The 18,052-nt window shown below is 73.6% G+C and carries 14 protein-coding genes; 7 read left to right on the forward strand and 7 right to left on the reverse strand.

Features of this window, described 5'->3' with window-relative positions:
- Positions 1-148 precede the first annotated feature (148 nt).
- Entirely contained in the window at positions 149-1,093 is a 945-nt protein-coding gene (locus tag AC0VX6_RS15555; RefSeq protein ID WP_475464868.1) for an SDR family oxidoreductase, read from the forward strand.
- Between the two features lie 101 nt (positions 1,094-1,194).
- Here the strand turns inward: AC0VX6_RS15555 and AC0VX6_RS15560 are convergent, their stop codons facing one another.
- Positions 1,195-1,860 (reverse strand): hypothetical protein, encoded by a 666-nt coding sequence (locus tag AC0VX6_RS15560; RefSeq protein ID WP_274973418.1) that lies wholly within the window; start codon positions 1,858-1,860, stop codon positions 1,195-1,197.
- A 468-nt stretch (positions 1,861-2,328) separates the two neighbouring features.
- Between AC0VX6_RS15560 and AC0VX6_RS15565 the strand changes: the two genes are divergently transcribed.
- Entirely contained in the window at positions 2,329-3,996 is a 1,668-nt protein-coding gene (locus AC0VX6_RS15565) for an MDR family MFS transporter (RefSeq protein ID WP_475483694.1), read from the forward strand.
- Positions 3,997-4,074: 78 nt separating this feature from the next.
- On the opposite strand, the gene AC0VX6_RS15570 is transcribed toward AC0VX6_RS15565, so the two are convergent.
- Positions 4,075-5,451 carry a sodium/glutamate symporter gene (locus tag AC0VX6_RS15570; protein WP_274973419.1) on the reverse strand — a complete coding sequence of 459 codons (1,377 nt, stop codon included), beginning with the start codon at positions 5,449-5,451 and terminating at the stop codon, positions 4,075-4,077.
- Positions 5,452-5,550: 99 nt separating this feature from the next.
- Positions 5,551-6,684 (reverse strand): NAD(P)/FAD-dependent oxidoreductase, encoded by a 1,134-nt coding sequence (locus AC0VX6_RS15575; RefSeq protein ID WP_475464870.1) that lies wholly within the window; start codon positions 6,682-6,684, stop codon positions 5,551-5,553.
- Between the two features lie 72 nt (positions 6,685-6,756).
- Here AC0VX6_RS15575 and AC0VX6_RS15580 point away from each other — a divergent pair, with 72 nt between their 5' ends.
- The 3 genes from AC0VX6_RS15580 (at position 6,757) to AC0VX6_RS15590 (ending at position 9,969) form a co-directional block, all read left to right on the forward strand.
- Positions 6,757-7,689: a MurR/RpiR family transcriptional regulator gene (locus AC0VX6_RS15580; protein ID WP_475464872.1), complete on the forward strand. Its 933-nt coding sequence runs from the start codon at positions 6,757-6,759 to the stop codon at positions 7,687-7,689.
- 88 nt (positions 7,690-7,777) lie between these two features.
- On the forward strand, positions 7,778-8,581 hold the full coding sequence (locus AC0VX6_RS15585) for an SAM-dependent methyltransferase (protein ID WP_274973422.1): 804 nt from the start codon (positions 7,778-7,780) through the stop codon (positions 8,579-8,581).
- 182 nt (positions 8,582-8,763) lie between these two features.
- Positions 8,764-9,969, forward strand: a complete 1,206-nt coding sequence (locus AC0VX6_RS15590; RefSeq protein ID WP_475464874.1) for a zinc-dependent alcohol dehydrogenase — start codon at positions 8,764-8,766, stop codon at positions 9,967-9,969.
- Between the two features lie 13 nt (positions 9,970-9,982).
- Here AC0VX6_RS15590 and AC0VX6_RS15595 read toward each other — a convergent pair whose 3' ends face one another.
- The gene (locus AC0VX6_RS15595; RefSeq protein WP_274973424.1) at positions 9,983-10,729 is read right to left on the reverse strand and encodes a GNAT family N-acetyltransferase; all 747 of its coding nucleotides are present in this window, start codon (positions 10,727-10,729) and stop codon (positions 9,983-9,985) included.
- Positions 10,730-11,154: 425 nt separating this feature from the next.
- Here AC0VX6_RS15595 and AC0VX6_RS15600 point away from each other — a divergent pair, with 425 nt between their 5' ends.
- On the forward strand, positions 11,155-11,493 hold the full coding sequence (locus AC0VX6_RS15600) for a hypothetical protein (RefSeq protein ID WP_475464876.1): 339 nt from the start codon (positions 11,155-11,157) through the stop codon (positions 11,491-11,493).
- Between the two features lie 149 nt (positions 11,494-11,642).
- Complete coding sequence (locus AC0VX6_RS15605; RefSeq protein ID WP_475464878.1) at positions 11,643-12,983, forward strand: hypothetical protein; 1,341 nt, start codon at positions 11,643-11,645, stop codon at positions 12,981-12,983.
- A gap of 99 nt (positions 12,984-13,082) precedes the next feature.
- On the opposite strand, the gene AC0VX6_RS15610 is transcribed toward AC0VX6_RS15605, so the two are convergent.
- The 3 genes from AC0VX6_RS15610 to rhaI are packed head-to-tail and all read right to left on the reverse strand — an operon-like array spanning position 13,083 to position 17,859.
- Entirely contained in the window at positions 13,083-14,606 is a 1,524-nt protein-coding gene (locus tag AC0VX6_RS15610; RefSeq protein ID WP_475464880.1) for a rhamnulokinase, read from the reverse strand.
- Positions 14,603-16,693, reverse strand: a complete 2,091-nt coding sequence (locus AC0VX6_RS15615; RefSeq protein ID WP_475464882.1) for a bifunctional aldolase/short-chain dehydrogenase — start codon at positions 16,691-16,693, stop codon at positions 14,603-14,605. The genes AC0VX6_RS15610 and AC0VX6_RS15615 overlap by 4 nt, the downstream gene beginning before the upstream one ends.
- Positions 16,681-17,859, reverse strand: coding sequence for an L-rhamnose isomerase (rhaI, locus tag AC0VX6_RS15620; protein ID WP_274973429.1), 1,179 nt, complete (start codon positions 17,857-17,859; stop codon positions 16,681-16,683). Before rhaI ends, AC0VX6_RS15615 begins: the two co-directional genes overlap by 13 nt.
- Positions 17,860-18,052: the final 193 nt, after the last annotated feature.

The following is an 18,052-nucleotide window of genomic DNA, read 5'->3' on the forward strand; positions in this document are numbered from 1 at the left end:
CAGGGGCGGCCCGCCGATCCTGGGATCGGGAGGCCGTGGTTACGCCTCCGTCCTGGGCGGAGGATCGTTCCCGCGCACCGTGCACAGGGCACGGAGGGAACGGGGACCGACCGAACGCGCGTCCGTGAGGCCACGAGGGAGCAGAGCCATGCCACGACGAACCATCGACATCACCGTGCCGGACCTGACCGGCAAGCGCGCGCTCGTGACCGGCGCCAGCGACGGGATGGGCCTGGGCATGGCCGAGCGGCTGGCCGCCGCCGGCGCCGAGGTGGTCATGCCCGTGCGCAACCCGCGCAAGGGCGAGGACGCCATCGCCCGGATCCGCCGGAACCAGCCCGACGCCCGGGTCTCGCTGCGCAGCCTCGACCTGTCCTCGCTGGCCTCGGTCGCGGCCCTCGGCGACACGCTGCGCGAGGAGGGCCTGCCGATCCACATCCTCATCAACAACGCGGGCGTGATGACCCCGCCGGACCGCCAGACCACCGCGGACGGTTTCGAGGTCCAGTTCGGCACCAACCACCTCGGCCACTTCGCCCTGGTGGGCCACCTCCTGCCGCTGCTGCGCGAGGGGGGCGCCCGCGTGACGTCGCAGATCAGCGTCGCCGCGAGGCGGGGCGCCGTCAACTGGGACGACCTGAACTGGGAGCGTTCCTACGACGGCATGCGCGCCTACGGCCAGTCCAAGATCGCGTTCGGACTCTTCGGGCTCGAACTGGACCGCCGCAGCAGGGCCCACGGTTGGGGCATCACCAGCAACCTCTCCCACCCCGGGGTGGCCCCGACCAGCCTCCTGGCCGCCCGCCCCGAACTGGGCCGCGACCGGGACACCCTGGGCGTGCGGCTGATCCGCGCGCTCTCGGCCCGCGGCATCCTGCTGGGCACCGTCGAGACCGCGAAGCTGCCCGCGCTCATGGCCGCGACCGACCCGGCCGCCAGGTCCGGCGTGCTCTACAGCCCCAGCGGCCCCGGCAACCTCGGCGGCCAGCCCGCGGAGCAGCGGCTCTACGCCCCGCTGCGCGACGCCGACGAGGCCGAGCGGGTCTGGCGGGTCTCCGAACAGCTCACCGGGACCGCCATCCCCGCCGCCTGACCGCGCGGCCCCCGTCCGGCGCGGCCGGTCCGCGCCGGCAGATCCACGCGGCGGCGGACCCGCTGACCACGCCTGCGTCGGCCGGGTCCGCCAAGCCCTCTTCACCGGGATGCGGCCGAGGGCCTGACGGGAGCGCCGTCCGTCCGGCGCGCGGTGAGGGCGAGCCCGGCGATGAGGGCCACCTCGCCCAGGTTCCCCACCGCCAGCGGCGCCGTGGGCACGGCGGAGACCGCGAACATGACCGCGGCGCCCAGCAGCATCCACCCGCTGCGCGCCCGTACCAGCAGCGCCGCACCGACCACGAGCAGCACGACGACGGTCGCCACGGCCGGGACCGGCAGGGCCGACTCGGCGGCCGAGTAGCGCAGCGCGTCGCCCTCGCGGCCGGGCACCAGGGTGAGCCCCACGAGTTCGGTCACGACGCCGTAGACGATGAGTGCGGCCGTCAGCAGCCAGAATCCGGCGCGCACCGCGCGCGGGCGGGCCCAGGCGAGTCCGGCGTCGCGGGCCGCCCCGGCGGCGAAGACGATCAGCAGCGGCGTGACCAGAGCGTGCACCACGAAGCGCGGCAGGTTCAGCGCGAGCAGGAGGTCCCCGGCGCCGATGGTGGAGCCCAGCGCCACGATCCCGTTGTCGTAGACGAGTCCGGCGGCCACGGCCGCCGCCGGCCAGATGTGCGGGGAGCCTTGGGAGAGCGCCAGCCGGACCAGCCAGACGGTCAGGCACAGGTGGGCCAGCGCGAAGGCGGCGAAGAGGAGGGAGGTCATGCGCGTCCTTCTATCTCGCTTTTCGAGAAGACAGTTTTTCGAGGGTTACCTCGGCAGTCTGCCCCATCGGGGGAGCGCCATGCGCGCGGATCGGCCCCGCCTTCGACCTCCTCCCCCGCCACCGAGGGTCCGCCCTCGGGGCGGGCGCCCAGCGGGAACCGGCGCGAAGGACGCGGCACGCGGGCACGGCGGGGCGCCGACCAGGGGCGACGCGGTCCGCAGACCGGGAGCGGGCGCGCCGCGGAGCGGGGGAGCGGGGCGAAACCGAGCGCCCCGGCGGGCGAGGCGAACATTCCCGGGAGCGGGTGTCGGCTTTCCCACGTTTGACCAGCCCCCGGTTCGTGACCCCGGTGATATTCTACAGTGGGTGCAAAAATTCCTCTTCTGCATATTTTTGGCCACCCACGGCAACCCAGCAGTCCAGCGGCCTCCCGCGCCGCCCCGTCTCCTTCCCTCAGAGGTCCATCCGTGCGCACTTCCCGTCCTTTATCCGACACCGGGCAACCCTCGATCCTGCGCTCCCTGAGCGGCCTGCTCATAGTGCTGGGCGTGACGATGCTCAGCAGCACGATCGTGTCGGTCGCCCTCCCCCAGATCGTCGGAGCGCTGGACGGCAGTCAGTCGCAGTACACGTGGGTGGTGACCGCGACCCTGCTGGCCTCCACCGCCTCCACTCCGGTCTGGGGCAAGCTGGCCGACCTCTTCGACAAGAAGAAGCTGCTCCAGCTCTCGATCGGGCTGTTCATCGTCTCGTCGCTGCTGTGCGGTTTCGCGCAGACCACCGGCCAGCTCATCGCGTTCCGGGCCGTGCAGGGCCTGGGCATGGGCGCCTCGCAGGTCCTGGTCCAGGTGATCATCGCCGCGATGGTCAGCCCCAAGCAGCGCGGCACCCTCAACGGCTACATCGGCGCGGTGATGGCCGTGGCCACCGTCGGCGGACCGCTGATCGGCGGCCTGCTGGCCGACCTGCCGGGCCTGGGCTGGCGCTGGTGCTTCCTCATCGGCGTGCCGTTCATGCTGGTGGCACTGGTGGCGCTGAGCCGCACGCTCAAGCTGGTGGACGTGCGCCGCCCCGACACGAAGGTGGACTACGCGGGCGCCGCGCTGATCGCGGCGGGCGTCAGCCTCCTGCTGCTGTGGGTCACCTTCGTGGGCAACGACTTCGCCTGGATCTCCTGGCAGTCCGGGGCCATGGTCGCCGGAAGCCTGCTGCTGCTCGGCCTGGCCGTGTGGGTGGAGGCGCGCGTGTCGGAGCCGGTCGTGCCCCTGCACCTGGTCATGCGGCGCGAGACCGCCATCGCCATCCTGGCCAGCTCCGCGGTCGGCATGGCGATGTTCGGCGGCGCGGTCTTCCTGGGCCAGTACTTCCAGCTGGCGCGCGGCTACTCCCCCACCGAGGCCGGTCTGCTGACCGCCCCGCTCATGCTGGGGACGATGATCTCCTCGACCGTGTCCGGGCGCATGGTCTCGCGTTCGGGGCGGGTCAAGTCCTACGTGGTCACCGGCATGGTCACCCTGACCCTGGGCTTCCTGGTGCTGGCCACCATCGACGCGACCACGCCGCTGCTCATCGTGTGCGGGGGCATGGTGCTGATGGGGCTGGGGGTCGGCATGTCCATGCAGAACCTGGTCCTGGTGGTGCAGAACTCCGTCCCGCTGCGCGAGATCGGCGCGGCCAGCGGCACGGTCGCCTTCTTCCGCACCCTGGGCGGCACCATGGGCGTGTCCGTGCTGGGCGCCTTCCTGGCCAACCGCGTCTCCACGAACATCTCCGACGGCCTGTCCGAGTCCGGGGTGAGCGCCACCGCCGGGGGCGGGGACGCCGGCACCCTGAACCTGGACGCCATGCCGCCGTTCCTGCGCGAGATCGTCGAGGGCGCCTACGGCACGTCCACCGGCGACCTGTTCCTGCTCGCCACGGGCATCGCCCTCGTCGGCCTGGTGCTGGCGGTGTTCCTGCCCCGGGTCCAGCTGCGGGACAGCCTGGACCTGCCCGAACCGGCCGCGGAGGCCGAGGGGACCGAGGGGGCCGACGAGCTCGCGCAGGCCCCGAGGGCCGGGGCCCTGGCGGAGCCGACGAGCACGGTCGGCACCGCGGGCACGGCGCGGACCGGCCGGGAGCCGTCCGCCGACTGACCAACCCCGCACAGGAGAGGCCCTTCCCGGAATCGCCCCCGGGAAGGGCCTCTCGCGTTCGCGCCCGCAACCGGCGGCTCAGACCCCGGCGTCGGCGCCGACGCCCGCTCCGGGCCGCCGCCAGATCCCCAGCACCCGCGCGAGCACGTACACCGCCGCCGCGGCGACGAGCGCTCCGATGCCCAGCGCCCAGGGTCCGTAGTTCACCGCGATCAGCGGCAGCAGCGCGGTCAACATGCCTCCCCCGGCGATCGGGCTGAAGAAGGGCGCCCGCAGCGCGTAGGCCCGCGCGGCGTCGGTTCTCAGCTCCGGGTCGGCCGTGCGCAGCAGCATCAGGCCGACCGAGGCCACCGCCGTCAGCGTGCCGAAGTTGACGATGGAGTGCTCGAACCAGGAGTCGCGGAACATCCGCGGCCCCGCCCAGTAGAAGAAGCCCACGCAGACCAGCGCGGCGACCGCGACCAGCACCAGGAGCGGCACGATGTTGCCGAGCACGACGGGCACCGCGATGGACGCGACGGCCGAGACCACCAGCAGGTCGAGCGCGACCCCCTGGATGGCGCGCAGGCTGCCGGGGTCCACCGCCTCGCCCAGCCGGGTGCGCGCGATGACCGCCTGCACGACGCCGCCGCCGATCATCGCCAGCGGGAACAGGGGCATGCCGGGGATCACGAGTCCGAGGAAGTACTGGAGCACCCAGCCGATCAGCACCGCCGCGGCGATCAGCGCCCCGTGGAAGGCCAGTCCGTCGACGAGGTCCTTGTTGAGGGTCACGCGCCCCATCGGGGCCCGCGCCTCCTCGGGCAGGACCTCGGGCGCCTCCTCGCCGCGCTCAGCGCCGACGTGGCGCAGGTGGCCGCGGCGGGCACCGATGTTGATCAGCACCATGCCCACCACGATCCCGAACACCAGCCCGGCCGTGGCCGCCGCCAGCGCGAGCGCGCCGCCGTCGGCCCAGCCCAGTTCGGCGTAGACCGGCCCCATCCCGGCGGCGGTGCCGTGCCCGCCCGGCCAGCCGACCTCGATGACGGTGCCGAACATCGCGTTCACGTCCCAGAAGGGCATGAGCAGCGCGGCGCACACCAGCACGGGGACGCCGATCATCAGGAAGTCGCCCATGTAGCCGAAGAGGAGCTGCGGCGCGATGAGGCGGTAGCTCCTGCGCGGGCTGGGGATGCGCACGCCGATGAGCATCGGGGCGAAGACCACGGTGATCAGCACCCCGGGCAGCGCGGCCCAGGTGCCGATCACGCCCTCGGGGAACAGCCCCGCGCCGTAGGGCCCCAGCGCGGCCCCCAGGACGCCGCCGATGAGCGCGGCCGGGACGAACAGGCGGCGCAGCGGGGCGATCAGCAGCCGCAGCACGACACCGGCGAGCACGAGCAGGCCGAGGACGGTGACGGCGAACAGCAGGGTGGTGACGGCGTCGCCGCCGACTTCGTCTGTGGGGAACATGCCGCTCCTTCGTACGCGCGGATCGGGGAGTGGGGTCGTCGGCCGCCTTGGGCGGCCCGGACCGGCGGTCCCGCGCGGACCCCCGGCCCCGCGCCGCGGCTAGAACCTGGCGAACGAGAAGGGGGCGAGGTTGTCGGGGCGCGATCCGGTGCGCGCCCAGAACGCGAGCGACTCGGCCACCGCCGGTGCGATGGCGAAGCCGTGCCCGGTCCAGCCGGTGCCGACCAGTGCGTTGGCGGTTCCGGGGATCCGGTCGATGACGGGGATCTCGTCGGCGCTGCACGACTCCGGCCGGGAGGCGTCGGCGAGGTCGAGTTCGGCGTCGGCGAGGTCGGCGTAGACCTCCGCGGCGGCCCGCATGTTGCCGCGCACGTTCTCCTCCACGGTCCGGCCCCGGCCGTTGTCGGCGTCCCAGCGGCCGCGCCACCCGCCGCTCACCATGACGCCGCCGTCGGGCAGCGGCTTCAGCGACAGCGAGCGGTGGTCGTGGCCGACGAGGTGGGTCATGGGCGGGGTGGAACGGGGGGTCAGCCGCAGCGCCTGCGGCAGGATCCGCCACACCGGCGCCTCCACGTCGAACTGCGTGCGCAGCAGGTCGGCGGCCCCGGCGTTGTTGAGCACCAGCAGCGCCTCCCCCACCTCGTGGCGCTCCCCGCTCGCGGTGCGCACGGCGGTGACGCGGTCCCCGGAGCGCTCCACGGCGGTGACCGGGCTGTGCTCGGCGATCACGGCGCCGCGTTCGCGCGCCGCGTCGGCGAACGCCCTGGTCGTGGCGGTGTGGTCGGCGGTGCCGTCGAGCGGACAGTACAGCGCCGCCCGCACGGACTCCGAGACCCCGGGTTCGCGTGCCAGGACGCCGTCGCGGTCGAGGACCTCGGTGGGCACGCCCAGGCGCCGCTGTACCGCCGCGTGGGTGTGCGCGGCGACCAGCCCGCCCCTGGTGCCGGTGGTCTCCTGCTCGATGAGGAACATCCCGCCCGTGCGCTGGTAGCCCGTGGCCGCGCCCAGGCGCCGGTCGAGTGTGGGCCAGATACGGTAGGCGGCCCGCATCAGCGGAAGTTCGCGCAGGTCGCGCCGGTTGGCGCGCACGCCCCGGCGGCCGAAGCCGCCCGAGGCCCCCGAGGCCACCTCGCGGGCCTCCAGGAGCAGGACGTCCGCCCCGGCCTCGGCGAGCTGCCACGCGGTGGCGCAGCCGTGCACTCCGCCCCCGATAATCACAAACTGGTAGGTCATCGGCCACTCCCTCACTGTGTGGTCGGTCTCACGAAAGCGTAGTTTTAACTACATGATTAGGTCAATGACGAAATGAAAACTTCACCAGAGGAGGACGGCGGGTTCCGTGAGCGGGTGGGCGCCCGGCTCGACTCGCTCTCCCCCCGCGAGCGCGCGGTCACCGACTTCCTGCTCGACCGCCCCTCGGAGGCCGTGACCGCGTCGGCCGCCGAACTGGCCGCCCGCACCGGCACCAGCGACGCCACCGTCGTGCGCACGGCCCGGTCGCTGGGCTACGGCGGCCTGCGCGAACTCAAGCGCGCGGTGATGGACATGCTCACCACCCGGCGCGACCCCGCCCTGGTCCTGGACCAGCGGCTGGAGCGCCTCAGCGGCACGCGCGTGTTCGACCAGGTCCTCTCCGACAGCGTCGACCTGCTGAGGGGACTGCCCGAGGTCCTCGACGCCGGGGCCTTCGACACGGCGGTCCGCCTGGTCGAGGCGGCCGGGCGCACCGTCGCCTACGGCATCGGACCGGCCTCGGCGACCGCCCGCTACTTCGCGGTCGAACTGGGCCGGATGGGCCGCCGGTGCACCGTCCTGGAGGCGACCGGGTTCCGGCTCGCGGACGACCTGCTGGGCATCGGCGGCGACGACGCCGTGGTGGTCTTCGCGCCGCTGCGGCTCTTCCGGGAGATCGACGCCCTGCTGGACCACGCGGCCGAGGTCGGGGCGCCCGTCGTCGTGGTCACCGAGGCCGTGGGCGAGGCCGTGCGCGACCGGGTCGAGGCGGTCCTGACCACCCCGCCCTCCACCTCGGGCGCCGCGAGCGAGAACCTCGCGAGCTGGCTGGTGGCCCACGCCCTCACCATGGAACTGGCCGCCCGCGACCGCACCGGATCGGTCGCGGCCCACCAGCGCCTCAACCGCCTGCGCCGCGCCGTGGCCGGCGCCGAGATCGACACCGACGTCACCGAGCGCGGCGGCGCCGCGGAAGGGCCGGGTGGAGCGCGACGCCCTTCGTGACGGGGTTTTTCGGGTTGCGGGCGGGTCATGGGACGCATGAGACTGCGCGTACCGCTTGTTGCGGTCCGCCCCCACCCGAGAGGCCACCATGACGGACATCCCCATCGACACCGGCGTCGCCCACACCGCGCGGGTGCGGGACTACTGGCTCGGCGGCAGGGACAACTACCCGGTGGACCGCGAGATGGGCGACGCCGTCGGAGGGCTGGCGCCCCAGATCGTCGAGGCCGTCCGGGGGGACCGGCTCTTCCTGCGCCGCGCGGTCGGCCACCTGGCCCGGGAGGAGGGCGTCCGCCAGTTCCTCGACCTCGGCTCCGGACTGCCCGCCGCCGACAACACCCACGAGGTGGCGCGGGCGCACACCCCGGACGCGCGCGTGGTCTACGTGGACAACGACCCCATGGTCCTGGCGCACGCGCGCGCCCTGCTGGTGGGCACCGACGAGAGACGGACCCGGTTCGTGGGAGCGGACCTGCGCGACACCGACCGGGTGCTGGAGAGCGCCGGCGCGACCCTGGACCTGGACCGCCCGGTCGCGCTGTCCCTGCTGGGGACGATGGGCCACTTCGGCGACCTGGATGAGGCCCTGGGCATCGTGCGCGCCTACACGGACGCGCTGGCGCCAGGCAGTTTCCTGGCCGTGTGCGACGGCGTCCTCGCCCACGTGGAGGCCGTCACCGACGAACGCGCGCTGGAGGCGCTCCGGCGCTGGCGGGAGAGCCTCGCGCAGCCGTACCGCATGCGCACGGTGGAGGACTTCACCCGCTTCTTCGACGGGTTGGCACTGGTCGATCCCGGGGTCGTCTGCGTCACCCGGTGGCGGCCCGAGCCGGTCGAGGTCGGAAGGGCGCGCGACATCCCCGAGTACTGCGGCCTGGCCCGCAAGGACTGAGGCGCGGTCCCGCGCGTACGCGGCCGGAGCTGGCCCCGCCCCGTCCGCGGGAGGGCGTCCGGACCGGTTCCCGGGTCCGCGGTCGCCGTTTACGGCCCCGGGGCCCGGGTAGCCGCCGCACCCAACGGACATCCGCCGCTTCGGGCCGCGTCAGCGCGTCCCGCGCTGTTGGGAGGAAGACCATGAAGGCCGTCGTATGGCACGGCATCGGCGACATCCGCGTGGATGACGTGCCGGAACCGCGCATCGAGCACTCCCAGGACGCCATCGTGCAGATCACCACGAGCGCGATCTGCGGCACCGACCTGCACATGATCCGGGGCACCATGCCGGGAATGGTGCCGGGCACCGTCCTGGGCCACGAGGGTGTCGGCGTGGTGACCGAGGTCGGTTCCCAGGTCCGCAACTTCCAGCCGGGCGACCGGGTGGTCATCCCCTCCACCATCGGGTGCGGGGCGTGCAGCTACTGCCGGTCGGGCTACTTCGCCCAGTGCGACAACGCCAACCCCGGCGGCCGACGCGCGGGCACGGCGTTCTTCGGGGGGCCGGAGGCGACCGGTTCCTTCCCCGGCCTCCAGGCCGAACGGGTGCGCGTCCCCTACGCCAACGTGGGACTCGTCAGCATCCCCGAGCGTGTGAGCGACGAGGAGGCCGTCCTGGTCTCCGACATCTTCCCCACTGCGTGGTTCGGGGCCAAGCTCGCCGAGATCACCCCGGGCGACACCGTCGCGGTGATGGGGTGCGGGCCCGTGGGGCTTTTCGCCGTGTTGAGCGCCTTCCTCCAGGGAGCCGGACGCGTGCTGGCGGTCGACGGGGTCGCGAGCCGGTTGGAACAGGCGCGCCTGCTGCACGCCGAGGTGATCGACTACACCTCGGAGGACCCGGTGGCCGCCCTGGTGGAACTCACCGGGGGCATCGGCCCGGACCGCGTGATCGACGCCGTCGGGGTCGACGCGGAGCGGCCCAAGCAGGGACCGGCCGCCCGGGAGGAGATGAAGGAGCAGTTCGCGACGGAGGTCTCCGAGCTCGTGCCCGAGCCCCGGTCCCAGGGAGACACCTGGGTTCCCGGCGACGCGCCGTCCCAGGCCGCGCGGTGGGCGGTGGACGCGATCGCGAAGGCGGGGACCCTGTCCATCATCGGCGTCTACCCGCCGACGATGACGCACTTCCCCATCGGTGCGGCGATGAACAAGAACCTCACCCTGAAGATGGGCAACTGCAACCACCGCACCTACATCCCCGAGCTCCTGGAGATGGTGGCCAGCGGCAGCGTGGACATCACCTCGGTCCTCACCCAGGAGGTGCCGTTCGACGAGGTGCTGGACTCCTACCGCGCCTTCGACCACCGCGAGCCGGGCTGGACCAAGGTGGCCGTGACCACGGCCTGATCCGACGCGCAGCCTACCGGCCGGGGGCCTCGGCGTTCGCCCTCGTGTGGAAGCCGCCCCTGCCCACCTCGACGAAGCCGAGCGAGTCGTAGAGGGGGCGGCCGTCCTCGGTCGGGACGAGGACCACGTCGCGCTCCCGGTGGTGGAGCAGGACCCGCGACAGCACCGCACGCGCGATGCCGCGCGACCGGTGCTCGGGCGCGGTCACCAGCCAGTAGAGGGCGACCACGCCGCCGTGGTCGAAGGTCAGGCAGGCCGAGGCGGGCGAGCCCCGGTACGTGGCGAGCCAGGCCCGCCAGCCTCCCGCGTCCAGGAGGCTGACGGGGAGGAAGCACTGAGGCGTGTGCGGCTGGCGCGACGGCAGCGGAAAGCCGTCCACCACGAGCCGCTCCACCGTGAGCAGGGCCTTCTCCTCGCCCACGGCGGCGATCCCGACCTCCGGCCGGGGACGGGGCGCGGGCGCGGGCGCCGCGGTCCCTTCGCGCACCATGACGGGCCGGGGGGTCCGCGTGAACCCCTCCGGGGACTGGAGCTTTCCGAAGGGGTCGTCCAGGCTCACGCGGCCCGGCGCGGACAGGGCGGACGACACCCGGTCCGGGACGCGCGCCGCGGCACGCGTGAGGTGCACCCTCGCCTCCCGGGGGTCCGCCGTGCGCAGGACGTTGAACCCGTCGTGGGCGTCGGCCTCCTCGGTCCGGCCCGCCAGAAGGTGTCTCCACGCCTCGGCGTGGTTTCGCGCGTACGCCTCCACCGCGTCCATGTTCCTCCTTCTGCGAGCCCGGTTCGTCCTGGATTGAACACGTTCGCGGGCGGCGACGCCACCGCTTTGTCACGGCACCTGTGCGCACACCGTACTGTCCGTAACCGGTCACGGACCTGCCGGGCACCCGGGAAGGCGGTACCGGTTCCCGTGCGGGCCCCGGATCGCGGGGAAGCCGCAGGAAGCGGGCCCCGACGGCTTCCGGGCCGGTGAGCGCGGTCCGGACGGCGTCCCCGGAAGCGTCGTAGGCCGGGCCTAGAGTCGTCCTCGACCGCACGGCGAACGACACACTGTTCTCCCTGGGGTTTCAGAGGTGATCACACGGGCACCTTGCAGAGACATCGGGTCGTCGGTGCGGAGGGCGCAGCGGCCGGAGTGAGCGATCAACGGCCGCGGCCGTCCGGGGAAAAGGGGAGCGGGGGAACATGACGCTGGCGATTTTCGTAGCGGTTGCGGTCACGGTGGCGGTGGTCGTGGACACCCTGGCCCCGATGGGGTCCAGAAGCGGGCTGGGAGTCCGCAGGGGTGCGGCGCGCAGGGCGCTCACGTCCCTGCGGCGCGGTCTCCGGCCCCCGCACGCGCCCGCGCCCGCCGTGGAGGCGGAGGAGCCCTCCGTCAACCGGGCGCCGGAGCCGAGGCGCGAAACCGGACCGGCCGGACCGCGCATCACCGTCACGCCGTCCCGCGCTCGCCGCACCTGGAACCCGGGGCCCGCACGGACCGGCCGACCGCGCCGCGCCGCCGCGAAGGCCTCCCTCTCCTGACAGCCGCCTGACAGCCGAACGAACGGGGCCGGTGCTCGCCTGCGAGTACCGGCCTCCGGAATGACCGCTTACCGCTCGAACCGCTGATCCCCAGGGTTCTCGTCACTCCAGGGAACCGTTCTGTCACCAACCGCGGTTACCTTCGATTCATGAACCGTCATCCCGACAAGCCCCCTCCGTCGAAGCGTCGAACCGGGTGGGGGCGTGAGAAGGTCCGCGCCGCACTGGGGCTGACCGTCTGGGAGATCGAGCTGTCCGTCCGGACCGGTCTGCTCCAGCGCCTGCCCAACCGGCGCTTCGACGACGAATCGGTACGGGCCGCGCTCGCCGACACCGAAACGTTCCGTACCCGCTTAGCGGCCGAGCACCGCCTCAACGCGACCGAGGCCGCCCGTCGCCTCGGCGTCTCGCGGGAGCGGTTCACGCGTGTGGTAGCTGACACCGGTCTCGCGCCCGTGGCCGAGGAGCAGATCAGAAAGTACGGCAGGGACCTTGCCGTGCGCTACTACAGGGCCGCCGACGTCGACTCCCTGCCACCGCGTGTGGGGGCGGACATCGCCCTGCGCGGGGCCGCCACGGCGTTCGGCCGGTCCGCCGCCGCCCGCAAGGCGGCCCAGACGCGCGCCCGCAACCGCGCACGCGCCGAGCGGGCCCGGCTGGAGCTGTACGCCGCGGAGCCCGCACCCGACGACCCCGCCACCCGGGTGTTGGCCTACACGGCGGGGCTGGTCGCGGATCAGGCGTCGGTTCCGGGGTTCCTGTCCGATTTTACGGACGTCCCCGAGGCCCGCCGGATTACGGCCCTGGTCCGCGACTGTCGGCTCTCCCCCGCTGAGCACACCGCCATGGCCCGTGGGTTCCGGGAGCGGGCACAAGCCGCCTACGAGGCCCTGGCCAGCCCTGACGAGGTCCACCGCAGGTTGGGCGTATGCCCGGGTTCGCTGCGCGGCCGCACCGAGATGCTCATGGGGCACGTGCCACGGGGCACGGTGCGGGCCTGGGAGGACGATCCACCCGAGTGGCTGCTGCTGGAGCGTGCCGCGCTGGCCGCCGCCGAGGCCGGGGAGGCTGCCCTCCGTGCCCGGGAGAAGGAGGAGCAGCGCGTCCTGCGCGAGGCGGAGCAGCAGTTGAAATGCACCGACGAGACCGTCGCGGAGCTCTTCGGGCTACCCGTGGACGTCGTGGCCGGGCTGCGCAGAAGCCGCGGCAAGCCGTGGAGGTGGGTCCATGTGGAGCAGCTGCGTGGCCGTCCCCCGACGTGGCTCCGCAGCGAGGAAGCCGCGCGCGAGGAGGTCAGGAGGAGGCGGGAGTCCCGGACGAGGAACCGGGAACGCAGGACCCGGCGGTGGGAGTCGTGGCGACAGACGTGGGCGCGGGAGCTGGACGTGCCCCTCGAACGGGTCCCGGAGAAGGTGCCCAAGCCGACTCCGAAAACGATCCGGTCACTGAAGAGGCACCGGCCCCACTGGAGCAGGCCACACCAGGGATGACCGCCTCTGGTCCGGTGGGCCGCCGGGGTTCCGACGGCCCACCGGACCCGGCAGCCACTGGGATCCGACGACCCCTCGCCCCTCGCACAAGCCTCGGCCTCAGCCGTGGAGCAGGCGCTCGGCGGCCTCCCAGGGGGCCCCCGGCCCGCTCGGGCGGTACCGTCCGACCTCGGTGGAGTCGGCCACGATCCGGCGCAGGTCGGCCAGGCCGCCCTCCACCGCTCCGACCGCGCGTGCCTGCACCAGCAGGTTGCCGATCGCCGCCCCCTCCGCGGGCCCGGCGACCACCTCCAGCCCGACCGCGTCCGCGGTGAGCTGGCACAGCAGCGCGTTGCGCGAGCCCCCGCCGACCACGTGGACCACCTCCACGTCCGTCCCGCTCAGCTCGGCGGCCTGGCGCACCGCCCGGCGGTAGGCCAGCGCCAGCGAGTCCACCACGCACCTCGCCACCTCGGCCTCGCCCTCCGGCGGGCGCTGCCCGGTCTCGGCGGCGAACGCGGCGATCCGCGCGGGCATGTCCCCCGGCGGCAGGAACCGGGGGTCGTCCACGTCCACCACGCACGACAGCGCGGGCACGCGGGCGGTCCGCTCCAGCAGGTCGGCCAGGTCCACCTCCCGCCCCCGCTCCCGCCAGGTGCGCAGCGACTCCTGGAGCAGCCACAGTCCCGCGACGTTGCGCAGGTAGCGCACGGTGCCGTCCACGCCCAGCTCGTTGGTGAAGTTGGCCGCCCGGCTCGCCTCGGTGCGCACCGGGGCCTCCAGCTCCACGCCCACCAGCGACCACGTCCCCGAGGAGACGTAGGCGAAGCGGCGCGTGGCCGCGGGCACGGCCACCACGGCGGAGGCGGTGTCGTGCGAGCCCACCGCCACCAGCGGAGCGCCCGCCGCGGCGCCGAGGCCCGCACCGGGCTCCGGGCCGCCCCGGAGGGCGCCGACGACGGTTCCGGGTTCGACCAGACCGGGCAGCAGGTCCCGCGCCGCGACGCCGAAGCCCGCCTCCAGCAGGTCCAGGCAGGCGTCGGCCCAACGGCGTTCGCGCACGTCGACCAGGCCGGTGGTGGAGGCGTTGGTCAGCTCCGCGACCCGCTCGCCCGTCAGCCAGTACCCGAGCAGGTCGGGCACGAGCAGCAGATCGCGGGCCGCGGCCAGCTGGGCGCCGCCGGAGGCGGCGGCGAGCTGGAACACCGTGTTGAACGGCTGCACCTGCAACCCGTTGACCGCGTACATCCGCTCGGCGGGCAGGTGCGCGAACACCCGCTCGGGCGCCCCGTCGGTGCGGCCGTCGCGGTAGTGCACGGGGTTGCCGAGCAGGGCTCCGTCGGCGTCCAGCAGCCCGTAGTCCACCGCCCAGGAGTCCACGCCGACCGAGGCCAGGCCGCGGGGTCCGGCGGCCCGCCGCAGCCCGCCGACCACGCCCGCGTACAGGGACAGCACGTCCCAGTGCAGGCTGGCGCGGCCGTCCGCGGGCACGGTGACCGGCCCGTTGGGGAAGCGGGCCACCTCCTCGGTGCGCAGCCGCCCGTCCTCGAACCGCCCGGCGATGACCCGGCCGCTGGAGGCGCCCAGGTCGACGGCGGCGTGGACGGCGCCCCCTCCGGCGGCACCCCCTCCGGCGGCTCTCATCGCAGGAACGCTGCGGCGACGCCGCTGTCCACGGGGATGTGCAGGCCGGTGGTGTGCGACAGCTCCCCCGCGGTCAGCGCGAACACCGCGTTGGCCACGTGCTCGGGCAGCACCTCGCGGCCCAGGATGGTGCGCCGGGCGTAGAACGCGCCCAGGTCCTCCTCCCTGACCCCGTACACCTCGGCCCGCTGGGCGCCCCAGCCCCCGGCGAAGATCCCCGAGCCGCGCACCACCCCGTCGGGGTTGACGCCGTTGACCCGGATGCCCTCGCCGCCCAGTTCGGCGGCCAGCAGCCGCACCTGGTGGGCCTGGTCGGCCTTGACCGCGGAGTAGGCGACGTTGTTGGGACCGGCGAACACGGCGTTCTTGGAGGCGATGTAGACGATGTCGCCGCCCATGCCCTGGGCGGTCATCGTCCGGGCCGCCTCGCGCGAGACCAGGAAGGACCCCTTGGCCATGACGTCGTGCTGCAGGTCCCAGTCGCGCTCGGTGGTCTCCAGCAGCGGCTTGGAGATGGACAGCCCGGCGTTGTTGACCACCAGGTCCACGCCGCCGAAGGCCAGGGCGGCCTCGGCGAAGGCGCGGGCCACCGCGCCCGAGTCGCTGACGTCGCAGGCCAGGCCCACCGCCGTGTCGGCGCCGCCCAGTTCGGCCGCGGCGGCGGCCGCCCTGTCCGCGTCCAGGTCGGCCACGACCACGCAGGCGCCCTCGCCCGCCAGGCGGGCGGCGATGGCCCTGCCGATACCGCTGGCCGCGCCCGTGACCAGGGCGACCCGGGTGGCGAGCGGCTTGGGCCTGGGCAGGCGGGCGAGCTTGGCCTCCTCCAGTGCCCAGTACTCGATGCGGAACTTCTCCGACTCCTCGATGGGCCGGTAGGTGGAGACGGACTCGGCGCCGCGCATCACGTTGACGGCGTTGACGTAGAACTCGCCCGCCACGCGCGCGGTCTTGGCGTCCTTGCCGAAGGAGAACATGCCCACGCCGGGGACCAGCACGATCGCCGGGTCGGCGCCGCGCATGGCGGGGCTGTCGGCGTCGGCGTGGCGCTCGTAGTAGGCGCGGTACTCGGCCCGGTACTCCCGGTGCAGTTCGCGCAGGCGCTCCACGGCCCGCTCCAGCGGGGCGTCGGCGGGCAGGTCGAGCACCAGGGGTCGGACCTTGGTGCGCAGGAAGTGGTCGGGGCAGGAGGTGCCCAGCGCGGCCAGGCGGGGGTGCTCGGCCCCGGCCAGGAAGTCCAGGACCACGTCGCTGTCGGTGAAGCGGCCCACCTGGGGGTGGTCGGTGGAGGCCAGTCCACGGATGACCGGGGCCAGGGCGGCGGCGCGCTCGCGGCGCTCGGCCCCGGGCAGGGCGCCGTAGCCGTCCAGGGCGGGGCCGAAGGGCTCGGGGCGGCCGTTCTCCTCCAGGAACCTCTCGGCGGTGCGGATGATCTCCAGGGAGTTGGCCTGGCACTGCTCGCTGGTCTGGGCCCAGGCGGTGATGCCGTGGCCGCCCAGGATCGCGCCGATGGCGTCGGGGTTCTCCTCCGCGATGCGTGCGATGTCCAGGCCGAGCTGGAACCCGGGGCGGCGCCAGGGCACCCACACCACGCGGTCGCCGAAGCACTCGCGGGTCAGGCGCTCGCCGTCCGCGGCGGTGGCCAGGGCGATGCCGGAGTCGGGGTGCAGGTGGTCCACGTGCGCGGCGCGCAGCAGGCCGTGCATGGCGGTGTCGATGGAGGGCGCGGCGCCGCCCCTGCCGAACAGGCAGTGGTCGAAGGCGGCGACCATCTCGTCCTCGCGGTCCTCGCCGGGGTAGACGTCCACGAGGGCGCGCAGGCGGTCCAGGCGCAGCACGGCCAGGCCGTCCTCGGTGAGGGTGCCCAGGTCGCCGCCGGAGCCCTTGACCCAGAGCAGGTCGACGTCCTGTCCGGTGACGGGGTCGGTGCGGGTGCCCGCGGCGGAGGTGTTGCCCCCGGCGAAGTTGGTGTTGCGCGGGTCGGCGCCGAGGGTGTTGCTGCGGGCGAGGAGCTGTTCGACGACGTCGGGCACGGGGTCTCCCTGTTCGGTGCTGCTGTGCTGGGTCGGCGGCCGGTTCACGCGCCCCACCCGGCCTGGGCGCCGCCCTTGCGCTCCTCGGCGACGCGCTCGGCGTAGCCGGAGCGGGCGTGCGCGGCCATGGGGTCGGGGTCCAGGCCCTGCTCCCGGCGCAGGTCGGCGAGCATGGGCCGCACGTCGGTGTTGTAGGCGTCCATCAGGGCGGCGTTGGCGGCCAGGACGTCGCCCTCGCGCTGGGCGGCCGCGAGCGCGTCGGCGTCCACGAGCAGGGCCTTGGCGGTGGCCTCCTGCACGTTCATGACCGAGCGGATCTGACCGGCGATCTTGGGCTCGATGTTGTGGCACTGGTCGAGCATGAACGCGACCCCGGTGTCGGCGGCCAGGCCGCCGCCGCGCACGACCTCGTACATGATGCGGAAGAGCTGGAAGGGGTCGGCGGCGCCGACCATGAGGTCGTCGTCGGCGTAGAAGCGCGAGTTGAAGTCGAAGGCGCCGAGCTTCCCGGCGCGCAGCAGGAACGCGACGATGAACTCGATGTTGGTGTGCGCGGCGTGGTGGCCGGTGTCCACGCAGACCACTGCCCTCTCCCCCAACTCCAGGCAGTGGGCGTAGGCGGTGCCCCAGTCGGGGACGTCGGTGGCGTAGAAGGCGGGCTCGAAGAGCTTGTACTCCAGCAGCAGGCGCTGGTCGGGGCCGAGCCGGTCGTAGACCTCGGACAGGGCCTCGGCGAGGCGGTCCTGGCGGGCGCGCAAATCGTCCTGGCCGGGGTAGTTGGTGCCGTCGGCGAACCACAGCTTGAGGTCGCGCGATCCGGTGGCGTCCATGACGTCCACGCACTCCAGCAGGTGGTCGATCGCCTTGCGGCGCACGCCCGGGTCGGGGTTGGTGACGCTGCCGAGCCGGTAGTCGTCGTCCTGGAAGACGTTGGCGTTGACGGTGCCGACGCCGATGCCCAGGTCGCGCGCGTGGGCGGCGAGCGCGGCGTAGTCGTCGACCCGGTCCCAGGGGATGTGCAGGGCGACCGTGGGGGCGACCCCGGTGAGGCGGTGGACCTCGGCGGAGTCGGCGACCTTCTCCCAGGGGTCGCGGGGGACGCCGGGCTGCGCGAACACCTTGAACCGGGTACCGGAGTTCCCGAAGGCCCAGGAGGGGAGTTCGATGTGCTGGCGCCGCAGGACGGCCAGGGCGTCCGCGCCGCGTTCGGGGAGTGCTGCCACGGTGGGGCTCCGTTCGGGGAGGGCGCGCCTGCCGGTCCGACCGGCGGGAAGGCCCATTGAATCGTTTCACTCAGGTTGCGCTGAAACTACCGCCAGCTCTTCTGATGTGTCAAGGTTCACTTGCCCTTACGCCCGGCCAATCATCCCTCCCCTGCTTGAAACGTTTTATGAACAGGGTGCGCACGGCCCCGAG

This window comes from Nocardiopsis sp. iso_25, from assembly GCF_056173305.1.